The organism is [Clostridium] citroniae WAL-17108 (genome assembly GCF_000233455.1).
GTDB lineage: Bacteria > Bacillota > Clostridia > Lachnospirales > Lachnospiraceae > Enterocloster > Enterocloster citroniae.
This window is the reverse complement of the sequence record NZ_JH376432.1, coordinates 38,131-58,118: the sequence shown is the minus strand read 5'-3', so window position 1 is coordinate 58,118 and position 19,988 is coordinate 38,131. Positions and strand designations below refer to the sequence as shown.

At 52.2% G+C, this 19,988-nt stretch carries 20 protein-coding genes; 18 read left to right on the top strand and 2 right to left on the bottom strand.

Annotated elements, in window-relative coordinates; translation table 11 throughout:
• The first annotated feature begins 199 nt into the window (after window positions 1–199).
• From HMPREF9469_RS28090 to HMPREF9469_RS28035, 12 genes are all read left to right on the top strand, one after another.
• The gene (locus tag HMPREF9469_RS28090; protein ID WP_007870513.1) at window positions 200–1,162 is read left to right on the top strand and encodes a beta-ketoacyl-ACP synthase III; all 963 of its coding nucleotides are present in this window, start codon (window positions 200–202) and stop codon (window positions 1,160–1,162) included.
• A gap of 80 nt (window positions 1,163–1,242) precedes the next feature.
• Window positions 1,243–1,476 carry an acyl carrier protein gene (gene acpP / locus HMPREF9469_RS28085; protein ID WP_007870511.1) on the top strand — a complete coding sequence of 78 codons (234 nt, stop codon included), beginning with the start codon at window positions 1,243–1,245 and terminating at the stop codon, window positions 1,474–1,476.
• Window positions 1,477–1,542: 66 nt separating this feature from the next.
• Window positions 1,543–2,505 carry an enoyl-[acyl-carrier-protein] reductase FabK gene (fabK, locus tag HMPREF9469_RS28080; protein WP_082174007.1) on the top strand — a complete coding sequence of 321 codons (963 nt, stop codon included), beginning with the start codon at window positions 1,543–1,545 and terminating at the stop codon, window positions 2,503–2,505.
• Window positions 2,506–2,542: 37 nt separating this feature from the next.
• Window positions 2,543–3,463 (top strand): ACP S-malonyltransferase, encoded by a 921-nt coding sequence (gene fabD, locus HMPREF9469_RS28075; protein ID WP_007870506.1) that lies wholly within the window; start codon window positions 2,543–2,545, stop codon window positions 3,461–3,463.
• A 49-nt stretch (window positions 3,464–3,512) separates the two neighbouring features.
• The gene (gene fabG / locus HMPREF9469_RS28070; protein ID WP_007870502.1) at window positions 3,513–4,253 is read left to right on the top strand and encodes a 3-oxoacyl-[acyl-carrier-protein] reductase; all 741 of its coding nucleotides are present in this window, start codon (window positions 3,513–3,515) and stop codon (window positions 4,251–4,253) included.
• Between the two features lie 22 nt (window positions 4,254–4,275).
• A complete protein-coding gene (gene fabF / locus HMPREF9469_RS28065; RefSeq protein ID WP_007870500.1) occupies window positions 4,276–5,514 on the top strand; it encodes a beta-ketoacyl-ACP synthase II in 1,239 nt (412 codons plus the stop codon).
• A gap of 16 nt (window positions 5,515–5,530) precedes the next feature.
• Window positions 5,531–6,022, top strand: a complete 492-nt coding sequence (gene accB / locus HMPREF9469_RS28060; RefSeq protein WP_007870498.1) for an acetyl-CoA carboxylase biotin carboxyl carrier protein — start codon at window positions 5,531–5,533, stop codon at window positions 6,020–6,022.
• Between the two features lie 16 nt (window positions 6,023–6,038).
• On the top strand, window positions 6,039–6,467 hold the full coding sequence (gene fabZ / locus HMPREF9469_RS28055) for a 3-hydroxyacyl-ACP dehydratase FabZ (RefSeq protein ID WP_007870495.1): 429 nt from the start codon (window positions 6,039–6,041) through the stop codon (window positions 6,465–6,467).
• A 35-nt stretch (window positions 6,468–6,502) separates the two neighbouring features.
• Window positions 6,503–7,855 (top strand): acetyl-CoA carboxylase biotin carboxylase subunit, encoded by a 1,353-nt coding sequence (locus HMPREF9469_RS28050; RefSeq protein ID WP_007870493.1) that lies wholly within the window; start codon window positions 6,503–6,505, stop codon window positions 7,853–7,855.
• Window positions 7,856–7,899: 44 nt separating this feature from the next.
• Window positions 7,900–9,618 carry an acetyl-CoA carboxylase carboxyl transferase subunit gene (locus HMPREF9469_RS28045; RefSeq protein WP_007870491.1) on the top strand — a complete coding sequence of 573 codons (1,719 nt, stop codon included), beginning with the start codon at window positions 7,900–7,902 and terminating at the stop codon, window positions 9,616–9,618.
• The gene (locus tag HMPREF9469_RS28040) at window positions 9,618–10,772 is read left to right on the top strand and encodes an NAD(P)H-dependent flavin oxidoreductase (protein ID WP_007870488.1); all 1,155 of its coding nucleotides are present in this window, start codon (window positions 9,618–9,620) and stop codon (window positions 10,770–10,772) included. The genes HMPREF9469_RS28045 and HMPREF9469_RS28040 overlap by 1 nt, the downstream gene beginning before the upstream one ends.
• Window positions 10,773–10,985: 213 nt before the next feature.
• Complete coding sequence (locus tag HMPREF9469_RS28035; RefSeq protein ID WP_007870486.1) at window positions 10,986–11,837, top strand: MerR family transcriptional regulator; 852 nt, start codon at window positions 10,986–10,988, stop codon at window positions 11,835–11,837.
• 111 nt (window positions 11,838–11,948) lie between these two features.
• Here the strand turns inward: HMPREF9469_RS28035 and HMPREF9469_RS28030 are convergent, their stop codons facing one another.
• Together HMPREF9469_RS28030 and HMPREF9469_RS28025 are read right to left on the bottom strand one after the other, a co-directional pair.
• The gene (locus HMPREF9469_RS28030; protein WP_007870483.1) at window positions 11,949–12,629 is read right to left on the bottom strand and encodes a YitT family protein; all 681 of its coding nucleotides are present in this window, start codon (window positions 12,627–12,629) and stop codon (window positions 11,949–11,951) included.
• 192 nt (window positions 12,630–12,821) lie between these two features.
• Window positions 12,822–14,249 (bottom strand): PspC-like choline-binding domain-containing protein, encoded by a 1,428-nt coding sequence (locus HMPREF9469_RS28025; RefSeq protein WP_040417605.1) that lies wholly within the window; start codon window positions 14,247–14,249, stop codon window positions 12,822–12,824.
• Between the two features lie 320 nt (window positions 14,250–14,569).
• On the opposite strand from HMPREF9469_RS28025, the gene HMPREF9469_RS28020 reads away from it, so the two are divergent.
• The 6 genes from HMPREF9469_RS28020 to HMPREF9469_RS27995 all read left to right on the top strand — a co-directional run bounded on the left by HMPREF9469_RS28020 (window position 14,570) and on the right by HMPREF9469_RS27995 (window position 19,864).
• Window positions 14,570–15,166: a hypothetical protein gene (locus tag HMPREF9469_RS28020; RefSeq protein WP_007870477.1), complete on the top strand. Its 597-nt coding sequence runs from the start codon at window positions 14,570–14,572 to the stop codon at window positions 15,164–15,166.
• A gap of 125 nt (window positions 15,167–15,291) precedes the next feature.
• Window positions 15,292–16,512: a molybdopterin molybdotransferase MoeA gene (locus HMPREF9469_RS28015; RefSeq protein ID WP_007870474.1), complete on the top strand. Its 1,221-nt coding sequence runs from the start codon at window positions 15,292–15,294 to the stop codon at window positions 16,510–16,512.
• 13 nt (window positions 16,513–16,525) lie between these two features.
• Window positions 16,526–17,470 (top strand): glycoside hydrolase family 25 protein, encoded by a 945-nt coding sequence (locus tag HMPREF9469_RS28010; RefSeq protein WP_007870471.1) that lies wholly within the window; start codon window positions 16,526–16,528, stop codon window positions 17,468–17,470.
• A 176-nt stretch (window positions 17,471–17,646) separates the two neighbouring features.
• On the top strand, window positions 17,647–18,579 hold the full coding sequence (gene cysK / locus HMPREF9469_RS28005) for a cysteine synthase A (protein WP_007870470.1): 933 nt from the start codon (window positions 17,647–17,649) through the stop codon (window positions 18,577–18,579).
• 7 nt (window positions 18,580–18,586) lie between these two features.
• Window positions 18,587–19,252, top strand: a complete 666-nt coding sequence (locus HMPREF9469_RS28000; RefSeq protein ID WP_007870469.1) for a 4'-phosphopantetheinyl transferase family protein — start codon at window positions 18,587–18,589, stop codon at window positions 19,250–19,252.
• A gap of 81 nt (window positions 19,253–19,333) precedes the next feature.
• Window positions 19,334–19,864 (top strand): spore maturation protein, encoded by a 531-nt coding sequence (locus HMPREF9469_RS27995; RefSeq protein WP_007870466.1) that lies wholly within the window; start codon window positions 19,334–19,336, stop codon window positions 19,862–19,864.
• Window positions 19,865–19,988: the final 124 nt, after the last annotated feature.

Here is a 19,988-nt window from a genome sequence, read left to right as displayed (position 1 = left end):
TCAATATATGTAAATGTTAGAAATGGTAAGAAATGGCAAAGTGCAGTAAACTTTGCAAAAAGCGACAAAAAATATTTCTTGACAAATAGATATCTTTCCTGTAGTATTACTTTGATGTTCAAAGTATTTCCGTTATGGAGACAAAAAAGGAAGGCGAGAGTCCGCTTATTGCTGGAAGGATTCGGGACGGGTAAGAAGAATGACAACAAGAATCATAGGAACCGGTTCATATGTACCGGAGCAGATAGTGACCAACGGCGACCTTGCAAAGATTGTGGAGACCAGTGATGAATGGATCCGCAGCCGCACGGGTATCGGTGCAAGAAGGATTGCAACAGCCGATAGTACCTCCCATATGGCGGCCTGCGCGGCACAGGAAGCATTAAAGCAGTCTGGCGTAAAGCCGGAGGAGATAGACCTGATTCTTCTGGGAACCTCCTCACCGGATTACTGTTTCCCCAATGGGGCCTGCGAGGTTCAGGGCATGATCGGGGCGGTTAATGCAGCCTGCTATGATATCAGCGCGGCCTGCACCGGATTTGTATTTGCACTGAATACCGCCCATGCATTTATCAGCAGCGGCCTTTCTAAAACAGCGCTGGTGATTGGATCGGATGTACTCAGCAAACTGACCGACTGGACAGACAGGAACACATGCGTGCTGTTTGGAGATGGCGCAGGAGCTGTGGTGGTAAAGGCAGACAGCACCGGGATACTGGGAATGAATATGCATTCAGACGGTACCAAGGGCGGAGTGCTCACCTGTGGATCCAGGACCAACGGAAATTTCCTTATGGGAAAAAAGCCGGAGCTGGGATATATGACCATGGACGGCCAGGAAGTATTTAAGTTTGCTGTAAAGAAAGTACCGGAGTGCATCAGGCAGGTGCTGGATGACAGCGGTGTGGCAGCGGAACAGGTGAAATATTTTGTGATCCATCAGGCCAACTACCGGATCATAGAGTCCATTGCCAAGCGCTTAAAAGTCAGCGTGGACCGTTTCCCTGTGAATATGGAGCACTACGGCAACACCTCGGGCGCATCCGTACCCCTTCTTTTGGATGAGATAAACAGGAAGGGCATGCTGGAGGCCGGGGATAAGATCGTATTCTCAGGCTTTGGAGCAGGTCTTACCTGGGGAGCTACACTTTTAGAGTGGTAGGGTACTAGTGTTAGCAAAAAATGGTAAAAATATAATAATAAAATATAAAAATATGAAAATGTAAAAGGAGAACAACAACCATGTTAGAGAAAATGAAAGAGATCATTGCAGAACAGTTGAGCGTGGAGGCAGAAACTGTAACAGAGGCATCTTCCTTTAAAGAGGACTTAGGAGCCGACTCCCTTGACCTGTTTGAGCTTGTTATGGCCTTGGAGGATGAGTATTCTGTAGAGATCCCTGCTGAGGACTTAGAGCAGCTGACAACAGTGGGCGAGGTTATGAACTACTTAAAGGCTAAAGGCGTAGAGGCATAAAAACAGATAGATATGAAAGAAGACAACGGCGTGTGGATACTACTGAAGCACGCTGTTTCATTCATAATGGAAGCTCAGGAATGTAGAACTGGAGGTAGAACAATGAAGACGAGAATTACAGAAATGTTAGGAGTTGAATATCCTATTATTCAGGGCGGCATGGCCTGGGTAGCAGAACATAATCTGGCGGCAGCTGTATCGGAAGCAGGCGGTTTTGGGCTGATCGGCGGAGCCAATGCACCGGGAGAGGTGGTTCGTGATGAGATCCGCAAGGCAAGGGAACTGACCAAAAAGCCATTTGGGGTCAATGTAATGCTCTTAAGCCCTCATGCGGATGATGTGGCAAGGGTTGTTGTGGAGGAAGGCATCAAGGTGGTTGTCACCGGAGCCGGAAATCCTGAAAAATATATGGAAATGTGGAAGGAAGCCGGGATCAAGGTGATCACCGTGGTCGCGTCCGTTGCCCAGGCACGCCGTATGGAGAAATACGGAGCAGTGGCAGTAGTTGCAGAGGGCATGGAATCCGGCGGACACATAGGTGAGCAGACCACCATGACCCTGGTCCCCCAAGTGGTGGACGCGGTATCTATTCCCGTGATTGCGGCAGGTGGAATTGGAGACGGAAGAGGGATCGCGGCAGCCTTTATGCTGGGCGCAGAGGCTGTGCAGATGGGCACCAGGTTTGTGGTTGCCAAGGAATCCATTGTACATGAGAATTACAAGCAGCGCATCATCAAGGCAAAGGACATTGACTCAACCGTTACGGGGCGCAGCCATGGACATCCTGTAAGGGGACTGAGAAACCAGATGACAAGGGAGTACATCAAGCTGGAGCAGGAAGGCAAGTCCTTTGAGGAGCTGGAGTACCTGACACTGGGCAAGCTTAGGGAGGCAGTACAGGAAGGTGACGTTATAAACGGAACCGTGATGGCAGGACAGATCGCGGGTATGATCTCCAAGGAGCAGACCTGCAAGGAAATGATCGATGAGATGATGGCGGAGGCAGCCAAGCTTCTGCAAAGGGATTAGTCAATAACAGCAGCGTTTACAATAAAGGAGTAAGAGGATGAGCAGAATCGCATTTATTTTCCCGGGACAGGGAGCACAGACCTGCGGCATGGGCAAGGATTTTTATGAGCAGACAGAGACTGGCAAAAGGGTGTTTGACAAAGCATCGGAGCTTCTGGGCTTTTCCATGCCGCAGCTGTGTTTTGAACAGAATGACAGACTGGATATCACGGAATATACCCAGGCGGCCATGGTTACCACCAGCATTGCCATGATGGAAGTGCTGGAGGAAAGAGGGATCAAGCCGGATGTTGCTGCCGGACTGAGCCTGGGAGAATATTGTGCGCTGGCCGCCTCCGGTGTGATGAGCGCGGAAGACGCCATCCGCACCGTGCGCCAGAGAGGGATCCTGATGCAGGAAGCCGTTCCCGTGGGGGAAGGCGCCATGGCAGCGATCCTGGCACTGGACGCGTCCGCCATTGAGGCGGTCACAGGAGCCATGGAGGGCGTGTGGATCGCCAATTACAACTGCCCGGGCCAGATCGTGATCTCCGGCAAAAAGGCAGCCGTGGAGGAGGCATGTGAAGAGCTGAAAGCAGCGGGAGCAAAGCGTGCCCTTATGCTGAATGTCAGCGGCCCCTTCCATTCGGGTATGCTGGCGGAGGCCGGCGGGAAGCTGGCTAAGGTACTGGAGGGAGTGGAGATCCATGCACCCCGGATCCCTTATGTAGCAAATGTAAACGCAGAGTTTGTGACAACGGCAGAGCCGGTAAAGGAACTGCTCACCAGGCAGGTATCATCCTCTGTCAGATGGCAGCAGAGCGTGGAAGCCATGATCGCTGACGGGGTGGATACATTTATCGAGATCGGACCGGGCAGAACGCTGGCCGGATTCATGAAAAAGATCAGCAGGGAAGTAAGAACCCTGAACGTGGAAAAGCTGGAAGATATAGACAAGGTAGTGGAAGCATTGCAATAAACGGAAGCTTTACAATAAGCGAAAGCATTACAATAAAAGGAGGACCAAGATGCTGGAAGGAAAGATTGCACTTGTAACAGGCGCCAGCCGCGGCATAGGACGCCAGGTAGCCCTGACCCTGGGAGCAAAGGGTGCTACGGTAATTGTAAATTATAATGGCTCTGCCGCAAAGGCGGAGGAAGTGGTAAAAGAGATTGAGGCCGCAGGAGGCAAGGCAGAGGCGCTGCAGTGTAATGTTTCCGACTTTGAGGCCTGCGGACAGATGCTGGCGGACATTGTGTCCAGGCACGGACGTCTGGATATCCTGGTAAACAATGCCGGGATCACCAGGGATAACCTGCTGATGAAGATGTCCGAGGAGGATTTTGACGCGGTCGTCAACACCAATTTAAAGGGTGTGTTCAACTGCATCAAGCATATTGCCCGCCAGATGCTAAAACAGAAGTCCGGAAGGATCATCAATATGTCTTCTGTTTCCGGTGTTCTGGGCAACGCGGGCCAGGCCAATTACTGTGCGGCCAAGGCAGGGGTGATCGGCATCACCAAATCCGCTGCAAGGGAGCTTGCAAGCAGGGGAATCACGGTGAATGCCGTGGCTCCCGGTTTTATCGTCACCGAGATGACGGATGTGTTAAGTGACAGTGTAAAGGAAGCAGCCACTGAGAAGATCCCCATGAAGAAATTTGGGGAGACACAGGATATTGCTAATGCAGTAGCATTCCTGGCTTCCGATGAGGCAAAGTATATAACCGGCCAGGTTCTCTGTGTAGACGGCGGCATGGCAATGTAGAGCAGAACAGGAGTGTGAGCGTATGAAAACAAGAGTAGTAGTTACCGGTATGGGCGCCATTACCCCCATTGGCAATGACGTGGAAAGTTTTTGGCAGGGACTGAAGGATAAGACCGTGGGAATTGCCCCTATCACATATTTTGACACAACCGATTATAAATGTAAGCTGGCGGCTGAAGTAAAGGGATTTAATGCCAAGGATTACATGGACGCCAAGGCCGCGCGCCGTATGGAGGCATTTTCCCAGTTTGCGGTGGCCGCTTCCAAGGAAGCCCTGGAGCATTCCGGAATTGATATGGAAAAGGAAGATCCATACCGCGTGGGCGTGTGTGTGGGTTCCGGGATCGGATCCCTCCAGGCCATGGAAAAGGATGTACAGAAGCTGCTGGAAAAGGGACCCAGCCGTGTGAACCCTCTTCTGGTGCCTCTTATGATCAGCAATATGGCGGCCGGCAATGTTGCCATCCAGTTTGGATTAAAGGGAAAGTGCTTTAACGTGGTCACAGCCTGTGCCACAGGCACCCATTCCATCGGCGAGGCATTCCGCTCCATCCAGTACGGCGAGGCCGATGTGATGGTGGCAGGCGGCGCCGAGGCCAGCATTACCCCCATTGGTATTGCCGGATTCACCTCTCTGACCGCTCTCAATACAACGGATGATCCAAAGCGCGCGTCCATCCCGTTTGACGAGGACCGCAACGGTTTTGTTATGGGCGAGGGCGCAGGTGTTGTGGTTCTGGAATCCTTAGACCACGCAAAGGCCCGGGGGGCCAATATCCTGGCCGAGGTAGTGGGTTACGGTGCAACCTGTGACGCATACCACATCACCTCCCCGGCAGAGGACGGAAGCGGTGCGGCCCGCGCCATGGAGAATGCCATTAAGGACGCAGGAATTCAGCCTGAAGATATTGACTATGTCAACGCCCATGGAACCAGCACTCATCACAATGACCTGTTTGAGACAAAGGCTATCAAGCTGGCACTGGGAGACCATGCCGGAAAAGTAAAGATAAACTCCACAAAATCCATGGTGGGCCATCTTCTGGGCGCAGCAGGCGGCGTGGAATTCATTACCTGCGTCAAGTCCATCGAGGACGGATACGTACATGCAACCGTTGGCCTGGAAAAACCGGGAGAAGGGTGCGACCTGGATTATACGGCGGGAGACGGCGTTGCCATGGATGTGGATGTTGCCATCAGCAATTCCCTGGGCTTTGGCGGACACAATGCCAGCCTGATCGTCAGGAAATTCAGCGAATAATAGGAGGAGAAATGCTATGAATATAGATGAAATCATTCAGCTGATCCAGGCGGTGTCTGAGAATAAGCTGACCAGCTTTGAGCTGGAAGAAGGCAATATGAAGCTTTCCCTGAAATGTAAAAAGGAGCAGCCGCAGATCCTTACGGTTTCTGCTCCCTCCATGGATCAGGCGTCAGTCCGGATGATCAACACGGCAATGGCAGCAGGAACCGGCGTTTGCCCGGTGCCGGCTCAGGAAGCGCCCGCCCTGGCGGCTGGGGTGGACATCGGCTCTGATAAGGTGATCACTTCTCCTCTTGTGGGAACCTTTTATGCCTCCTCCTCACCGGATGCGGACGCGTTTGTAAAAGTGGGCGATACGGTGAAGAAAGGCCAGGTTCTTGGTATTATAGAGGCCATGAAGCTGATGAACGAAATTGAAAGCGAGTATGACGGCGTGGTGGAAGCCATCCTTGCAAACAACGAGGAAGTGGTGGAGTACGGCCAGCCGCTGTTCAGGATTAAATGATCAGGAGGAAACAGTTATGTTAATGGGAGTAAAAGAAATCCAGGAGATCATACCTCACAGACATCCGTTTCTTTTGATCGACTGTATTGAGGAACTGGAACCGGGCGTACGCGCGGTTGGATATAAATGTGTGACCTATGACGAGTCATTTTTTAAGGGCCATTTTCCCCAGGAACCGGTCATGCCGGGGGTGCTGCTGGTGGAGGCCCTGGCTCAGACCGGCGCGGTGGCGATCCTGTCCCAGGAAGGATTTAAGGGAAAGGTGGCTTACTTTGGCGGCATTGACAAGGCCAAGTTTAAGCGCAAGGTGGTGCCTGGGGACAAGGTGAAGCTGGAGTGCGAGATCATTAAGCAGAAGGGTCCTGTAGGCATAGGAAAAGCCACTGCGACTGTGGACGGCAAGCTGGCTGTAAGCGCAGAACTTACCTTTATGGTTGGACAGTAAAGATTAAAAAGTTTGGGAATCGAGGGAGAATACCGATGTTTAATAAGATTTTGATCGCCAATAGAGGTGAGATCGCAGTGCGCATCATCCGGGCCTGCCGTGAGATGGGGATCCGGACCGTGGCGGTATATTCTGAGGCGGACAGGGACTGTCTCCATACATTGCTGGCAGATGAGGCCATCTGTATCGGACCGGCTGTCTCAGGCCAGAGCTATCTGAACATGGAGAGGATCCTGGCAGCAACCGTGGCCATGAAAGCGGATGCCATTCATCCGGGGTTTGGCTTTCTTTCGGAGAATGCCAGGTTTGCCAAGCTGTGCGCTGAGTGCAACATCACCTTTATCGGACCCTCGGCTGAAATCATAAGCAAGATGGGAAACAAGTCGGAAGCCCGTAAAACCATGATGGAGGCGGGGGTTCCGGTGGTGCCTGGCAGCAAAGAGCCGGTACACGCAGCAGAGGACGGCCTTGCCATGGCAAAGGACATCGGCTTCCCGGTTATGATCAAGGCATCCTCGGGCGGGGGTGGAAAAGGCATGCGTATTTCCCGCAGCGCAGAGGATTTCACAGAGCTTTTTAACGCGGCCCAGATGGAGTCTGTTAAGGGGTTTTCCGATGACACCATGTATATTGAGAAATACATTGAAAAGCCAAGGCATGTGGAGTTCCAGATCATGGCGGATAAACACGGCAATGTGGTCCATCTGGGAGAGCGTGACTGCTCCATCCAAAGGCGCCATCAGAAGGTGCTGGAGGAAGCTCCCTGCGATGTCATCTCAGCAGATCTGAGAGGCCGGATGGGGGAGACCGCTGTCCGCGCCGCCAAGGCGGTTGGATATGAAAATGCCGGCACCATTGAATTTCTCCTGGATAAGGACAGGAATTTTTATTTTATGGAAATGAACACCAGGATCCAGGTGGAGCATCCTGTGACTGAGATGGTCACAGGCATGGACCTGATCAAGGAGCAGATCCGTGTGGCGGCAGGTGAGCTCTTAAGTGTGAGCCAGAAGGATGTGACCATCACAGGCCATGCCATTGAGTGCCGTATCAATGCTGAGAATCCGTCTAAGAATTTTATGCCCTGTCCCGGCCTGATCACCAATGTCCATATACCGGGCGGTAACGGTGTCAGGGTGGATACCCATATCTACAGTGACTACAAGGTTCCGGCCAATTACGATTCCATGCTGATGAAGCTGATCGTATATGATAAAGACCGGGAGTCCGCCATTGCCAAGATGCGCAGCGCCCTGGGCGAGGTGGTCATTGAAGGCATAGAGACAAATATTAATTTCCAGTATGAGATTCTGGAAAATGAAGCATTCCAGGAAGGGGATACGGATACAAGCTTTATTGAAAAGCACTTCCCGGACTATGTGAAATAATGAAGGAACTCTAAGATCTGAGCGCAATCAGAAAGGAAATGCCTATGTTGCGGAATATGTTTAAAAAGACATATACAAAGATAGATACGAAATACAAGCAGACAGGCGGTCCCGGCGAGGAGCCGGTGATCCCTGAGGGTTTGTGGCGCAAGTGCAATAAATGCGGTCAGCCGATTTACGTGGAGGATGTAAAGAATAATTATTACGTATGTCCCAAGTGCAGCGGCTATTTCCGTGTCCATGCATACCGCAGGATTGAGATGCTTGTGGACGAAGGGACGTTTGAGGAGTGGAACAAGGAGATGCCCTTTTCCAATCCCCTGGAGTTCCCGGGGTACGAGAAGAAGGTTCTGGCAGCCAGGGAAAAGAGCAGGCTGAATGAAGCCATTGTTACCGGAAAAGGCCTGATCGATGGAAATCCGGCTGTGATCGGTGTGTGTGACGCACGCTTTATCATGAGCAGCATGGGCCATGTGGTGGGTGAGAAAATAACCGATGCGGTGGAGCGCGCAACCAAAGAGAAGCTGCCTGTTATCATCTTTGCATGTTCAGGCGGAGCCAGGATGCAGGAAGGGATTGTGTCCCTGATGCAGATGGCCAAGACTTCGGCTGCCTTAAAGCGGCATCACGATGCGGGACAGCTCTTTATCAGCGTGCTTACGGATCCCACCACGGGCGGGGTGACTGCCAGCTTTGCCATGCTGGGCGACATCATCCTGGCAGAGCCTCATGCTCTGATTGGATTTGCCGGGCCAAGGGTAATTGAGCAGACCATTGGACAGAAGCTTCCCGAAGGGTTCCAGCGCTCTGAGTTTTTGTTAGACCATGGATTTGTTGATAAGATCGTGGAGCGGGAGGACCAGAAGAGGGTGATCGGACAGATCCTCTACATGCACCGCAGCCACAAGATGAATATCCAGATTCCTGTGGACCGGAACCATGTTGGCGTGGATAAGTCCATGGAAAACAGTGGCGACAGTGGAAAAACAGCCTGGGATACAGTTCTGCTTTCAAGAAAGTCGGACCGTCCAGTGGCAGCGGATTATATCAATGCCATATTTGACGAGTTTATAGAATTCCACGGTGACCGCTATTTTGGCGATGACGGTGCGGTCATGGGCGGGATCGCCATGTTCCACGGTATGCCTGTAACGGTGATCGGTCAGCAGAAGGGCAAGAACACCAAGGAGAATCTGAAGCGGAATTTCGGCATGCCGTCTCCGGACGGGTACCGGAAAGCGCTGCGTCTGATGAAACAGGCGGAGACCTTCGGACGCCCCATTATCTGTTTTGTGGATACGCCAGGAGCATTTTGCGGACTGGAAGCAGAGGAGCGGGGACAGGGCGAGGCCATTGCCCGGAACCTGTTTGAGATGTCGGATCTGAAGGTGCCGGTCCTCTCTGTTGTCATTGGAGAGGGGGGAAGCGGCGGAGCGCTTGCAATGGCCGTGGCCGATGAGGTGTGGATGCTGGAAAATGCCATTTATTCCATCCTTTCACCGGAAGGTTTTGCCTCCATCCTTTATAAGGACAGCAAGAAGGCGCCGGATGCAGCCAAGGTCATGAAGGTGACTGCCCAGGATCTTAAGAAACTGGGGCTGATTGAGAGGATCGTACCAGAGGAAGAGCCTGTCTGTGCAGATAATCTTTACCGTGTTGCCGAGTTTATGGACAGCGCCATGGCAGAGTTCTTTGAAAGTTACCTTGCCATGTCGGGGGAAGAGTTAGCAGAACACAGGTATCAGAGATTTAGGAGAATGTAATGAGTGAATTAAAGCCGTTGGTAATCGGGGATTTAGTAGCCCCAAAGCCTGTTATTCAGGGGGGAATGGGAGTAGGGATCAGTCTGCACAACCTGGCAGGAGCAGTTGCAAAAGCCGGGGGTGTGGGGATCATTTCCTCAGCCCAGATTGGATTTAGGGAACCTGATTTTACTACTAATTTTGTGGAAGCCAATGTAAGGGCAATCCGCCGGGAGATGAAGCTGGCAAGGGAGATCGCGCCCCAGGGTGTCATTGGCTTTAATATCATGGTTGCAACCAAACATTATGACATGTGGGTCAAGGAGGCTGTGAAGGCAGGGGCTGATATCATTATCTCCGGAGCGGGACTTCCGGTATCCCTTCCGGAACACGTGGAGTCGGCTTATGCTGAGATGGAACAAAGCGGCCGGCCTATGCCGGAGCGCCGCATCAAACTGGCCCCCATTGTCTCGTCCGCCAAGTCGGCCATGGTCATCTGTAAGATGTGGGACAGGAAATGCCATGTGGCTCCGGACCTGGTGGTGGTGGAAGGACCTCTGGCAGGCGGTCATCTGGGCTTTTCCCTGGACCAGCTTACCGGATATGGGGCGGACACCGCCGATGTACCAGCCACCTATGACAGGGATGCCTATGATGAGGAAGTAAAGGCAGTGATCAAGGTGGTAAGGGAGTATGAGGCCAAATACAACCGCCATATTCCTGTGGTGACGGCAGGGGGTATCTATACCCATGAGGATGTGATGCACCAGTTTGAGCTGGGCGCCGAAGGAGTCCAGGTGGGCACCAGGTTTGTGACCACTGAGGAATGTGATGCCTCAGATGCCTACAAACAGGCGTATATCCAGGCAAAGAAGGAAGATATTGTCATTACCAAGAGCCCGGTGGGAATGCCGGGAAGGGCGATTATGAACCCCTTCCTGAGACGGATCAAGGACGGAGACCGCCCGGCCATCAAATCCTGCTTCCAGTGTCTGGAGCACTGTGATATCAGGACCATTCCATACTGTATCACCATGGCCCTTGTAAATGCAGCTGAGGGGGACACGGAACATGCCCTGCTGTTCTGCGGCAGCAATGCCTACAGGGCGGAAACCATTGATACGGTGGAAAACGTGATGAGAGACCTGGTGGAGGGCCAGGCAGGGGAACCATAGGGTTGTCCACGCAGTATCCCCAAGCTATTCACAAAGTTATCCCCAAGTTATCCACATTATCCACAATTCATTTGAATAATACCCGCTGAACAGCGGAAATGAATCTGTCATTTTTATTACGGTTCTCTTGCACTTTCCTTCAACCCATTGACCATTGGACTGGAATATTTTAATCTAGTAGGGGGAATATGAAAGACGCAAAGGGTGGTAATAATGGAAGTAAAAATGATAGAAGGCGCGCAAGTCAAAAAGAAGACGGAATATCTGATCGGAGATGTGGCTCAGATGGTGGGCCTTAGCAGAGATGCCCTGCGCTTCTATGAAAAGAAGGGTGTTATCAATGCCAGAAAAAAGGATAACGGATACAGATATTACTCGGAAGAGGACATATATAAGCTGATGTATATCCTGTACCAGAGAAAGATGAATACCAGCCTGGAAGAGATCGAGGGGCTTATGAGCGGCAGGCGCTCCATGGAATCCAGAAGAAGCCATTTGCGGGAGCGGATGGCCGAGGAGGAGCGCAATGTTCGGATGCACCAGCAGATCATCACCAGGCTGAAATTGGTGGAAAAGGACATGACACGTATCGAGGAATGCCTAAACCGGTATTCCCTGAGGAAGTTTCCGTCCGCCTATATTATGGGAAACTGTGAAAACCTTCAGGAGGGGCTTAAGGAATGGTTCCGTCTCTCCTCCACCGTTGCAGGTCTGGACATGACATATTTTTATAATATGCTTACCTATACGGGCAGAGGGCTGGCCGTACAGGGAACCCGGCTTCTTCTCTACAAAGGGCTGGAGCCGGACCTGGGTGAAGGGTTTAACGCTGGGAGATATCCCATGACAGAGGAAAAACTGTGCTTGTACACGGTGCTGGAGTCTGGCACGCCCCTTCCCAGCTTTGAGATGATACAGCGCATGGTGCAGTGGGGTCATAAGCACGGGATTGAGACAGAAGGCCTGGTGTATGCCAATGACATGACCTCGTTTTTTGCCGAAGAAGGGGCGGTCTATTGCCTGGAGGTGTATATGCCGGCAAGAAGGATCCTGTCCCAGATATAGATGATTATGTGATGACCTGAAGAGACTGACCCAGCGTATAAAAACCGCCGCCCCAGCCAGGGACCGGATATGATCCGGATCCGCTGACTGGGGCGGCGGTTTTATTTATGATCAAACTGCTGTACCGTATTCTTTCTTGTCTTTTCCATCATCCTTTTCCACTCCGAAGTTTTGGATAAAGTCGATTAAAAAGGAGGACACAGTTACGGTGATCAGGGAATACACAATGCGCTTTGCCGGAATATAGGATAAGGAAAAAACCAGTACCGTTACATCCGTAAGCAGATAAGCCCTTGATATGCGGCAGCCGGTGATCTTGGAGATAACCAGGGCCAAGGCATCATCACCTGCACAGGAGGCGCCCTGACGGACCACAAGGCCGCAGCCTGTTCCGATAAAACATCCTCCCACCAGGGCCGCGGTCAGCGGATATTCAGCCAGGCTTGGAAGGACAGGGGGAAATAGTTCCCACAGCCGGAAGAATCCGGCCATACAAATGGTTGCGAAAATGGATGTCTTAAGGAATTCCTTTCCCAGGTACTTAAATCCCAGGGCGTAGCTTAAGGTATCCAATAGGGGGGACAGTATGGAAGATGACATGCCCAGCCAGAAATTGAACAACAGGATCAATCCCAGGATACCTCCCTCCGTAATATCTGCCTGTCGGTGAACATTGTAGATTCCGAAGGTGGTAATGGCTGTTCCGAGAACAATGGCTAACACAGTCCTTGGGGGAAATGTTACCCGGATATCGCGGACAGTACGGCAAGCCAGCTTCTTCAGCTGCTTCATAATAAAACTTCCTTTCTTAAAAATAATGTAACTGTTCAGAACGGTTATAAAATAATATCAGTTACTGTAGTACTACGACAGGCGGTTTCGGAAGCCATATGGCCTCCGAAGCCGCCCTGTTTCATATTATACCTTATGTACCCCGGGGTAAGTCAAGGGAATTCCTTATCTTTATATACTCTTAATACTTTTTTAATCCAGTTTTTCGTCTCCGGAGTCCACGATCCTTCCCTTGCTGTCGGTTTTGTAGTACACGTCATCGGAGTCCTTGATGTTCTTTTTGTTCTTCATCAGCTTGCCTGCGGTGCTCACCAGGTAAGTCTCATCCTTATAGGTCACGGGCTGGTATTTGCTGCCTTCCTCGGCCTCGATCCTTCTGCCCTTAATAAAGATGGAGTCGCCGTCAACGCCGTCAACGCCTGCGCCCTTCTTGCTGCCTGCCTTTGAAAAGCTGTAGTAATATTTGTCCCCGTCAATCTCAATGGTGGCAGTGCCGGTCTTTACAGCGCCCTCCTTGGGTGAGTCACCAAAGTAGTATACGTATACGCCTTCCTCATCCTCGTCCGGAAGCTGGTCCACGCTTTCTATTTCCTCCGCTGACCGGATGGTTTTTCCGTTTTCCTCAAACTCGATCCTGTAAAGCCCGTGGAGCATTTTTCCGTACTGGTCAAAGCCATAGGACTGGCCGTTGATCTTTTTGATCTGGGCAGTCACCAGGTCGCCGCTGGAATCCGCGTAATACCACTGCATCTCGCCTTCCTCATAGCCCTCGGGGTCAACATCCTCATCAGGGATTGCCTTGAACCATCCGGTGGACATCCAGCACTGTTCCTCTGTGTTGTAGAACTTGCTTACGGCAGAGGAGCCGGAAGCGGTTCCGGGATCATTGTACCATTCAAAGTGGGCCGCGCCGTTTTCATCAAAACGGTATTTGCGCCCGTTGATCTTTTTGGAATCCGTGTCCCTTGTCTTCTTTCCGTTGGTTGCAAAGTAGAACCAGTATCCATCGCCTTCACGCTCTGTATCCTCATCGTTTTCAGCCGTGATGTACTTCCATCCCGTGGCCATACGGCCATCGCCGTTGTCAGAACAGTAGTACAGGCCGCTTTTCCATGCGTCCTCATCCGTGAGCATTTCTCCGTTCTCATCGATCCATCCAAAGAGCATTCGGCCCTGGTCGTCAAAGGCGTACCTGCCCTGTCCCGAGGCATTGGGCAGGGTGACAAATTTTACACTGTCGCTGCTGCCTGATTTCTTCACCGCTTTGCCGTTGGACTGGAAATAATACCAGTAGGAGTCAGGTTCATCCCCGCCCCCATCCTCATTTTCAATGGAGCGCCACTGGCTGGAGACCATGGCCCCGGCCGAATTCACATAGTAATAATTGTCGTCCTTTTCCACCAGCTGGCTTTTGGCCATAACGCCATCGGAATCCAGATAGAACCAGTTGTTGCCTGATTTTGCAAATACATCCGTTGCCTTGCTTCCATCTGAGCGATAGTAGACCCACTCTCCGTTTTCCTCAGCCCATCCGGTGGCTGCAAAGGATACAAGAGCGCTTCCCAGTGTAAGTCCTAAAGCTGCGCAGGGTATAATAAACCATTTTGTACATTTTCTCATCATCATTTCTCCTTTCGGTCATTCAGGGGGTGGTGCGCAGGGCCTGGCCGTTGGCCGTAAAACCCTGCTGCACCTGCGTCATATCTGACATGGGCTAGAATATACTATGGAGCCGCTCCAAGGTCAATAGATGTCAGGTAACCGTAATGAACCGTAATATTTGCTGTAAGATCACGTAAACTTTCTTACAAAAAATACAGATTTTGGATATTTAGGATAATGACCGCAGAATAAGGGCTGGGATCTGGAATTTAGGAAGAATATGGATAGAAAGATGGAAATAGAATGTAATAAAATGTGTCAGGCAGGTATTTTATAAAATGCTTAATTATCTTTGGGCAGGTATGATGATCATCGGTATCCTCTGGGGGGCGTTCCACGGCCAGCTTCCGGCAGTGACCGAAGGCGCCCTGCAGTCTTCAAAGGAGGCGGTGACCCTTTGCATCACTATGCTGGGGGTCATGTCCCTTTGGACCGGAGTTCTGGAGATCGGACACCGCTCCGGCCTTGTTGACCAGCTGGCCGGGAGGATGTCCCCGTTACTCACCTTCCTGTTTCCCCGCCTTTCCCCCCAGGGTGAGGCCAGGAAACAGATCGCGGTCAACATGATCGCCAACATACTGGGATTAGGATGGGCAGCCACTCCGGCCGGGATCAAGGCCATGGAGGAACTGAAAAAGGTGGAGGAAGATCGGGGAGAGTACGGGGGCGGGACTGCCAGCAACGAGATGTGCACATTCCTGATCATAAACATTTCATCCCTGCAGCTGATCCCTATGAATATGATCGCCTACAGAAGCCAGTACGGCAGCGTGAATCCCACCGCCATTGTGGGGCCGGCGCTTGTGGCCACGTTTTTATCCACAGTAGTGGCAGTGATATTCTGCAAGGTGATGGACAGAAAGCGCAGTCCGTGACAACTGAATGTATCATCCTATTCCTCCCGTGCCCCCTCCCTTCCCGGAGGGCTGCCTTGCAAAGCCGGAACAAGGTGTGCTATAATGTGGGCACATATAAAAGCAGCCCGAAAAGGAGATAGGCGATGAAACAGTATGTCAGAGGGGAAACACCTGTGGAAGAGGCAATATCCCTTATTGTGCAGTCCCTGCCATATCCGAAGGGGACGGAGACGGTTTCGCTGCTTCAGGGACTGGGACGTGTTCTGGCAGTCCCGGTGAAAGCCCGGATCCCCCAGCCGCCCTTTACCAGAAGCCCTCTTGACGGCTATGCCCTGAGGGCTTCCGACATACGGGGAGCGTCCGGAGAGCGTCCGGTAAAGCTTCCCGTGAGCCAGTACCTGCCGGCGGGAAGCGGCCGGGTGCGGCCCCTGCCAGCCGGTATGGCAGACCGGATCATGACAGGCGCCCCGGTGCCGGAAGGAGCGGACTGTGTCGTCCGCCAGGAGGATACGGACCAGGGCGATGAGGAGGTGTGTTTTTATGCATGTGTGGACCGGGGAAGCAACCTCTGTTATGAAGGGGAGGATATTTCCGCTGGGGATTGCCTCATCGAGGCCGGGACAAGGATAGCCTTTGCCCACATCGGGGTCATGTCAGGACAGGGAATGGAATGGGTAGAGGTATATGAAAAGCCCAGGGTGGCGGTGATGTCCACGGGGGACGAGCTGTCTGCACCGGGAATTCCCCTGGGGCCGGGGAAGATCTATGATTCCAACAGCATGATGCTGGCCGCCCGTCTGATGGAACTGGGGATCCGGGCCGAAATATATCCTGCGGCGGCGGATGATCCCCAGGTCCTGGCAGACCGGGTGGACCAGCTGCTCTCCCGATACTCCCTGGTCATCACAACAGGCGGGGTGTCGGTGGGGAAAAAGGATTTTATGCCCGGCGTGGCAGAGATGGTCTGTACCCGCCTGCTTTTTCAGGGGATTGATGCAAAGCCCGGCAGCCCTGTGCTGGGAGCGGTGAGAGGGGACAGCGTGCTTCTGGCATTATCGGGAAATCCCTTTGCCAGTCTGGCAACCTTTGAACTTCTGGCCCTTCCTGCTCTTGCGCGCCTTTCGGGGGATATACGGTGGAGGGCCGTAAAGGTACGGGCCAAGATGAAAGGAAACTTTAAGAAATCCTCAAATACACGAAGGTTCATACGTGCTAGAATAGAAGGCGGATACGTATCAATACCTGAAAAGGGGCATTCGTCCGGCGGGATCGGCAGCCTGTCGGGGTGCAACTGTATGATTGATGTCCCGGGGGGCAGCGGCCCTCTCTCAGAGGGGGATGTGGTTACGGTCTGGTTATTCTGAAAGAGGTGGAAAAATGAAAAGATGGAGCAGGATGACAGCTGCCAAAGCGGCAGTTGTACTGGCAGGCATACTGGCAGCGGGTCTGCCCGTAAATGTCATGGCAGCACAGGCATGGAGCCTGGAGAACGGGCAGTACGTGGATGCGTCCGGAGCGCCCGTGGCAGGCGCCCTGGCAAAAGGGATCACGGTGACAAAGTATCAGAACAGGGCCAATGGGGAAGATGGGATCGACTGGGAGAAGGTGGCTGCGGACGGAGTTTCCTTTGCAATGATCCGCGTGGGGTATTATAAGGATAAGGACCCGTATTTCGACAGGAATGTGACGGAGGCAGCGGCCAATGGGGTCAAGGCAGGGGTGTTTTTCTATACACAGGCGCTGGATGTGCAGACTGCCGAGGATGAGGCAAATTTTGTCCTCAAGGTGATAAAGGATTTTCCTATCTCCTATCCTATTGCCTATGACGTGGAATCACAGCATCTTCTGGACAATAATCTGTCAAGACAGCAGATCACGGATAATGTAAATGCGTTCTGTAAAACGATTGCGGACGCAGGTTACCACCCGGTGGTCTATGCCAACAATGAGTGGCTGACAAAAAACATGGACACCAGCCAAATCCCCTATGATATCTGGTATGCCAGGTACGGAACCGTTAACAGCTATCCCAACCGAACCATATGGCAGTGTACGGATACGGGGTCCGTGGACGGGATCAACGGAAATGTGACCATAGAGCTGGCTTTTGCCGACTACAATGCCATGATACCGGCTGACGGATGGAAGCATGTGGACGGCAGGTGGTATTATATGAAGGATTACAGAAAACAGACAGGGTGGGTGCAGGTGGACGGTCTGTGGTATTATCTAGACCCCAACGGCTGTATGATCCATGACACCACCATGGATATTGACGGTGTATCTTATACCTTTGACGGGAATGGAGCCATGGTGCAGTAGGTTATAAGCCATGGTGCGTCAGGTTATTTTGCGGCGCCCTTCCAGAATAATACTTGACAAAACCAGGGTCCGGTCATATAATCCTACTAAACCTAGCGTTTAAGTATGAATATAAAAGAAAGGCCCTTATATATCTGAGCGTAATAAAAATGCTCCGAAGGGGATGGTGGGAATGTATGTCCAAGATCTACAAAGGTGTCATGGAACTGGTAGGCAATACCCCGTTGGTGGAGGTTGTAAACATTGAACAGCAGGAAAAGCTGAAGGCAACCCTGCTTGTAAAGCTGGAATATCTGAACCCGGCGGGCAGTGTCAAGGACCGGGTGGGAAAGGCCATGATCGAGGATGCGGAGCAGAGGGGAATCTTAAAGCCTGGTTCCGTGATCATTGAGCCCACGTCCGGTAATACGGGGATCGGTCTTGCATCCATTGCAGCGGCAAAGGGGTACAGGATGATACTGACCATGCCCGATACCATGAGCATTGAGCGCCGCAATATCCTGAAAGCCTACGGGGCGGAGATCGTGCTGACTCCCGGAGAACTGGGTATGACAGGAGCGATTGAGAAAGCGGAGGAGCTGGCAAAGGAGATTCCGGGCAGCTTTATCCCCGGACAGTTTGTGAATCCCGTGAATCCCAAGGCCCATATGGAGACAACCGGACCTGAGATCTGGAGAGATACCCAGGGGAAGGTGGACCTGTTTGTGGCCAGTGTGGGCACAGGCGGCACCATCACCGGAACAGGAACTTATCTGAAACGAAAGAATCCGGATCTGAAAGTGATTGCAGTGGAGCCGGCTGCTTCAGCAGTACTTTCAGGAAGGGCGGCCGGCCCTCACAAGATCCAAGGCATTGGCGCCGGATTTGTGCCTGAGGTCCTGGACACCGGCATTTATGATGAGATTATCACAGTTGACAATGATGTGCCCTTTGCAACATCCAAGATGCTGGCGCGCACAGAGGGGCTGCTCACAGGCATATCCTCAGGCGCTGTCTTATATGCTGCCATCCAGGCCGCCAAGCGGCCGGAGAATGAGGGAAAGACCATTGTGGCCCTGCTTCCGGACAGCGGTGACAGGTATTATTCCACGCCCCTGTTTGTGGAGTGACGATAAAATGGAACATATATTTATAGTTAACATCAATGGACTGAGAGACGGATCCATATACCAGACCTGGTTTGATCAGATGTCAAAGGAGCGCCGGAATAAAATCGTCAGCCACAAGATGGAGGGCGACCGGCTGCGCTCCCTGGGCGCAGGCATTGTGCTGGGGGCCATCTTAAAGCAGTACGGCCTTGATCCGGTGAAAACACAGCTGGAATATGGGGACAATGGAAAGGCATCCGTGACCGGCCGGCCGGATATCCATTTTAACCTGACCCATTCAGGGGACTTTGCGGCCGGGGTCTGCGGTGTGGGTCCGGTGGGGATCGATGTGGAGACCGTGGGAGTCATGAAGGAGAAGACGGCGCGGCGTTTTTTTCATGGAGGGGAGTACCGCTATCTGGAGAAGATAGAGGATGAGGAGTCCCGGCGGGAGGCATTTTTCCGCTTATGGGTCCTAAAGGAAAGCTTTATGAAGGTAACCGGGCTGGGGATGAGGCTGCCCTTAAATGCCTTTGAGATCCGCCTGGACGGCAGGGAGATAGAGGTGGACCAGACCGTGGATGACAGGCATTATTATTTTAAGGAGTTTGCCCTGGAAAACAGCCGGATGGCAGTGTGCAGCGCGGACCTCTCCCCGGCATCCTGGGAGCCGGCCTGGATTCCCCTTTTGTAAAAATAGCAGGTCATGAAACGGTCATGAAACCTTCCGGCAGGGAATACCATTATATTAAAGAAGCGAACCGGAGATACCTGTATGAGGTTCATTATTTTCCTGTCCGAGGCCATGGTGCCGCTGATGATATTTTACATTGTGGGGTTCGGACTGCTGTCAGGGCGTCCGGTGCTGGACGATTTCATAGACGGTGCAAAAGACGGCATGAAGACAGTGGCGGGCATACTGCCCACCCTGGTGGGGCTTATGGTTTCCGTAGGTGTGCTGAGGGCATCCGGTTTTCTGGATTTCCTTGGGAAAATGCTTATGGCCCCTGCGGCCCTGATCCATCTTCCTCCGCAAATCGTACCTGTCATACTGGTGCGCCTGGTTTCCAACTCCGCGGCAACAGGATTGGTGCTGGATATTTTTAAGGAATTCGGTACGGATTCCAGTATTGGCCTGATTGCTTCCATTCTTATGAGCAGTACGGAGACCGTCCTCTATTGCATGAGTGTGTATTTCGGTTCCGTGGGGATCAGAAAGACCAGATATACGCTGGCAGGCGGCCTCATAGCCACCGCGGCCGGGGTAGCGGTGAGCGTGGTCCTGGCAGGAGCCGTCTCCGGCTAAAAAAACATTGCAAAATCAAGGGTTATTGACTATAATAGCCATAGAAAAGAGGGAATCCGCTGTATATGCGCCCTGTATAGGCATGGTAAGAGCCAGGGGGATTATGTACAGCGGGTTTGTGTTG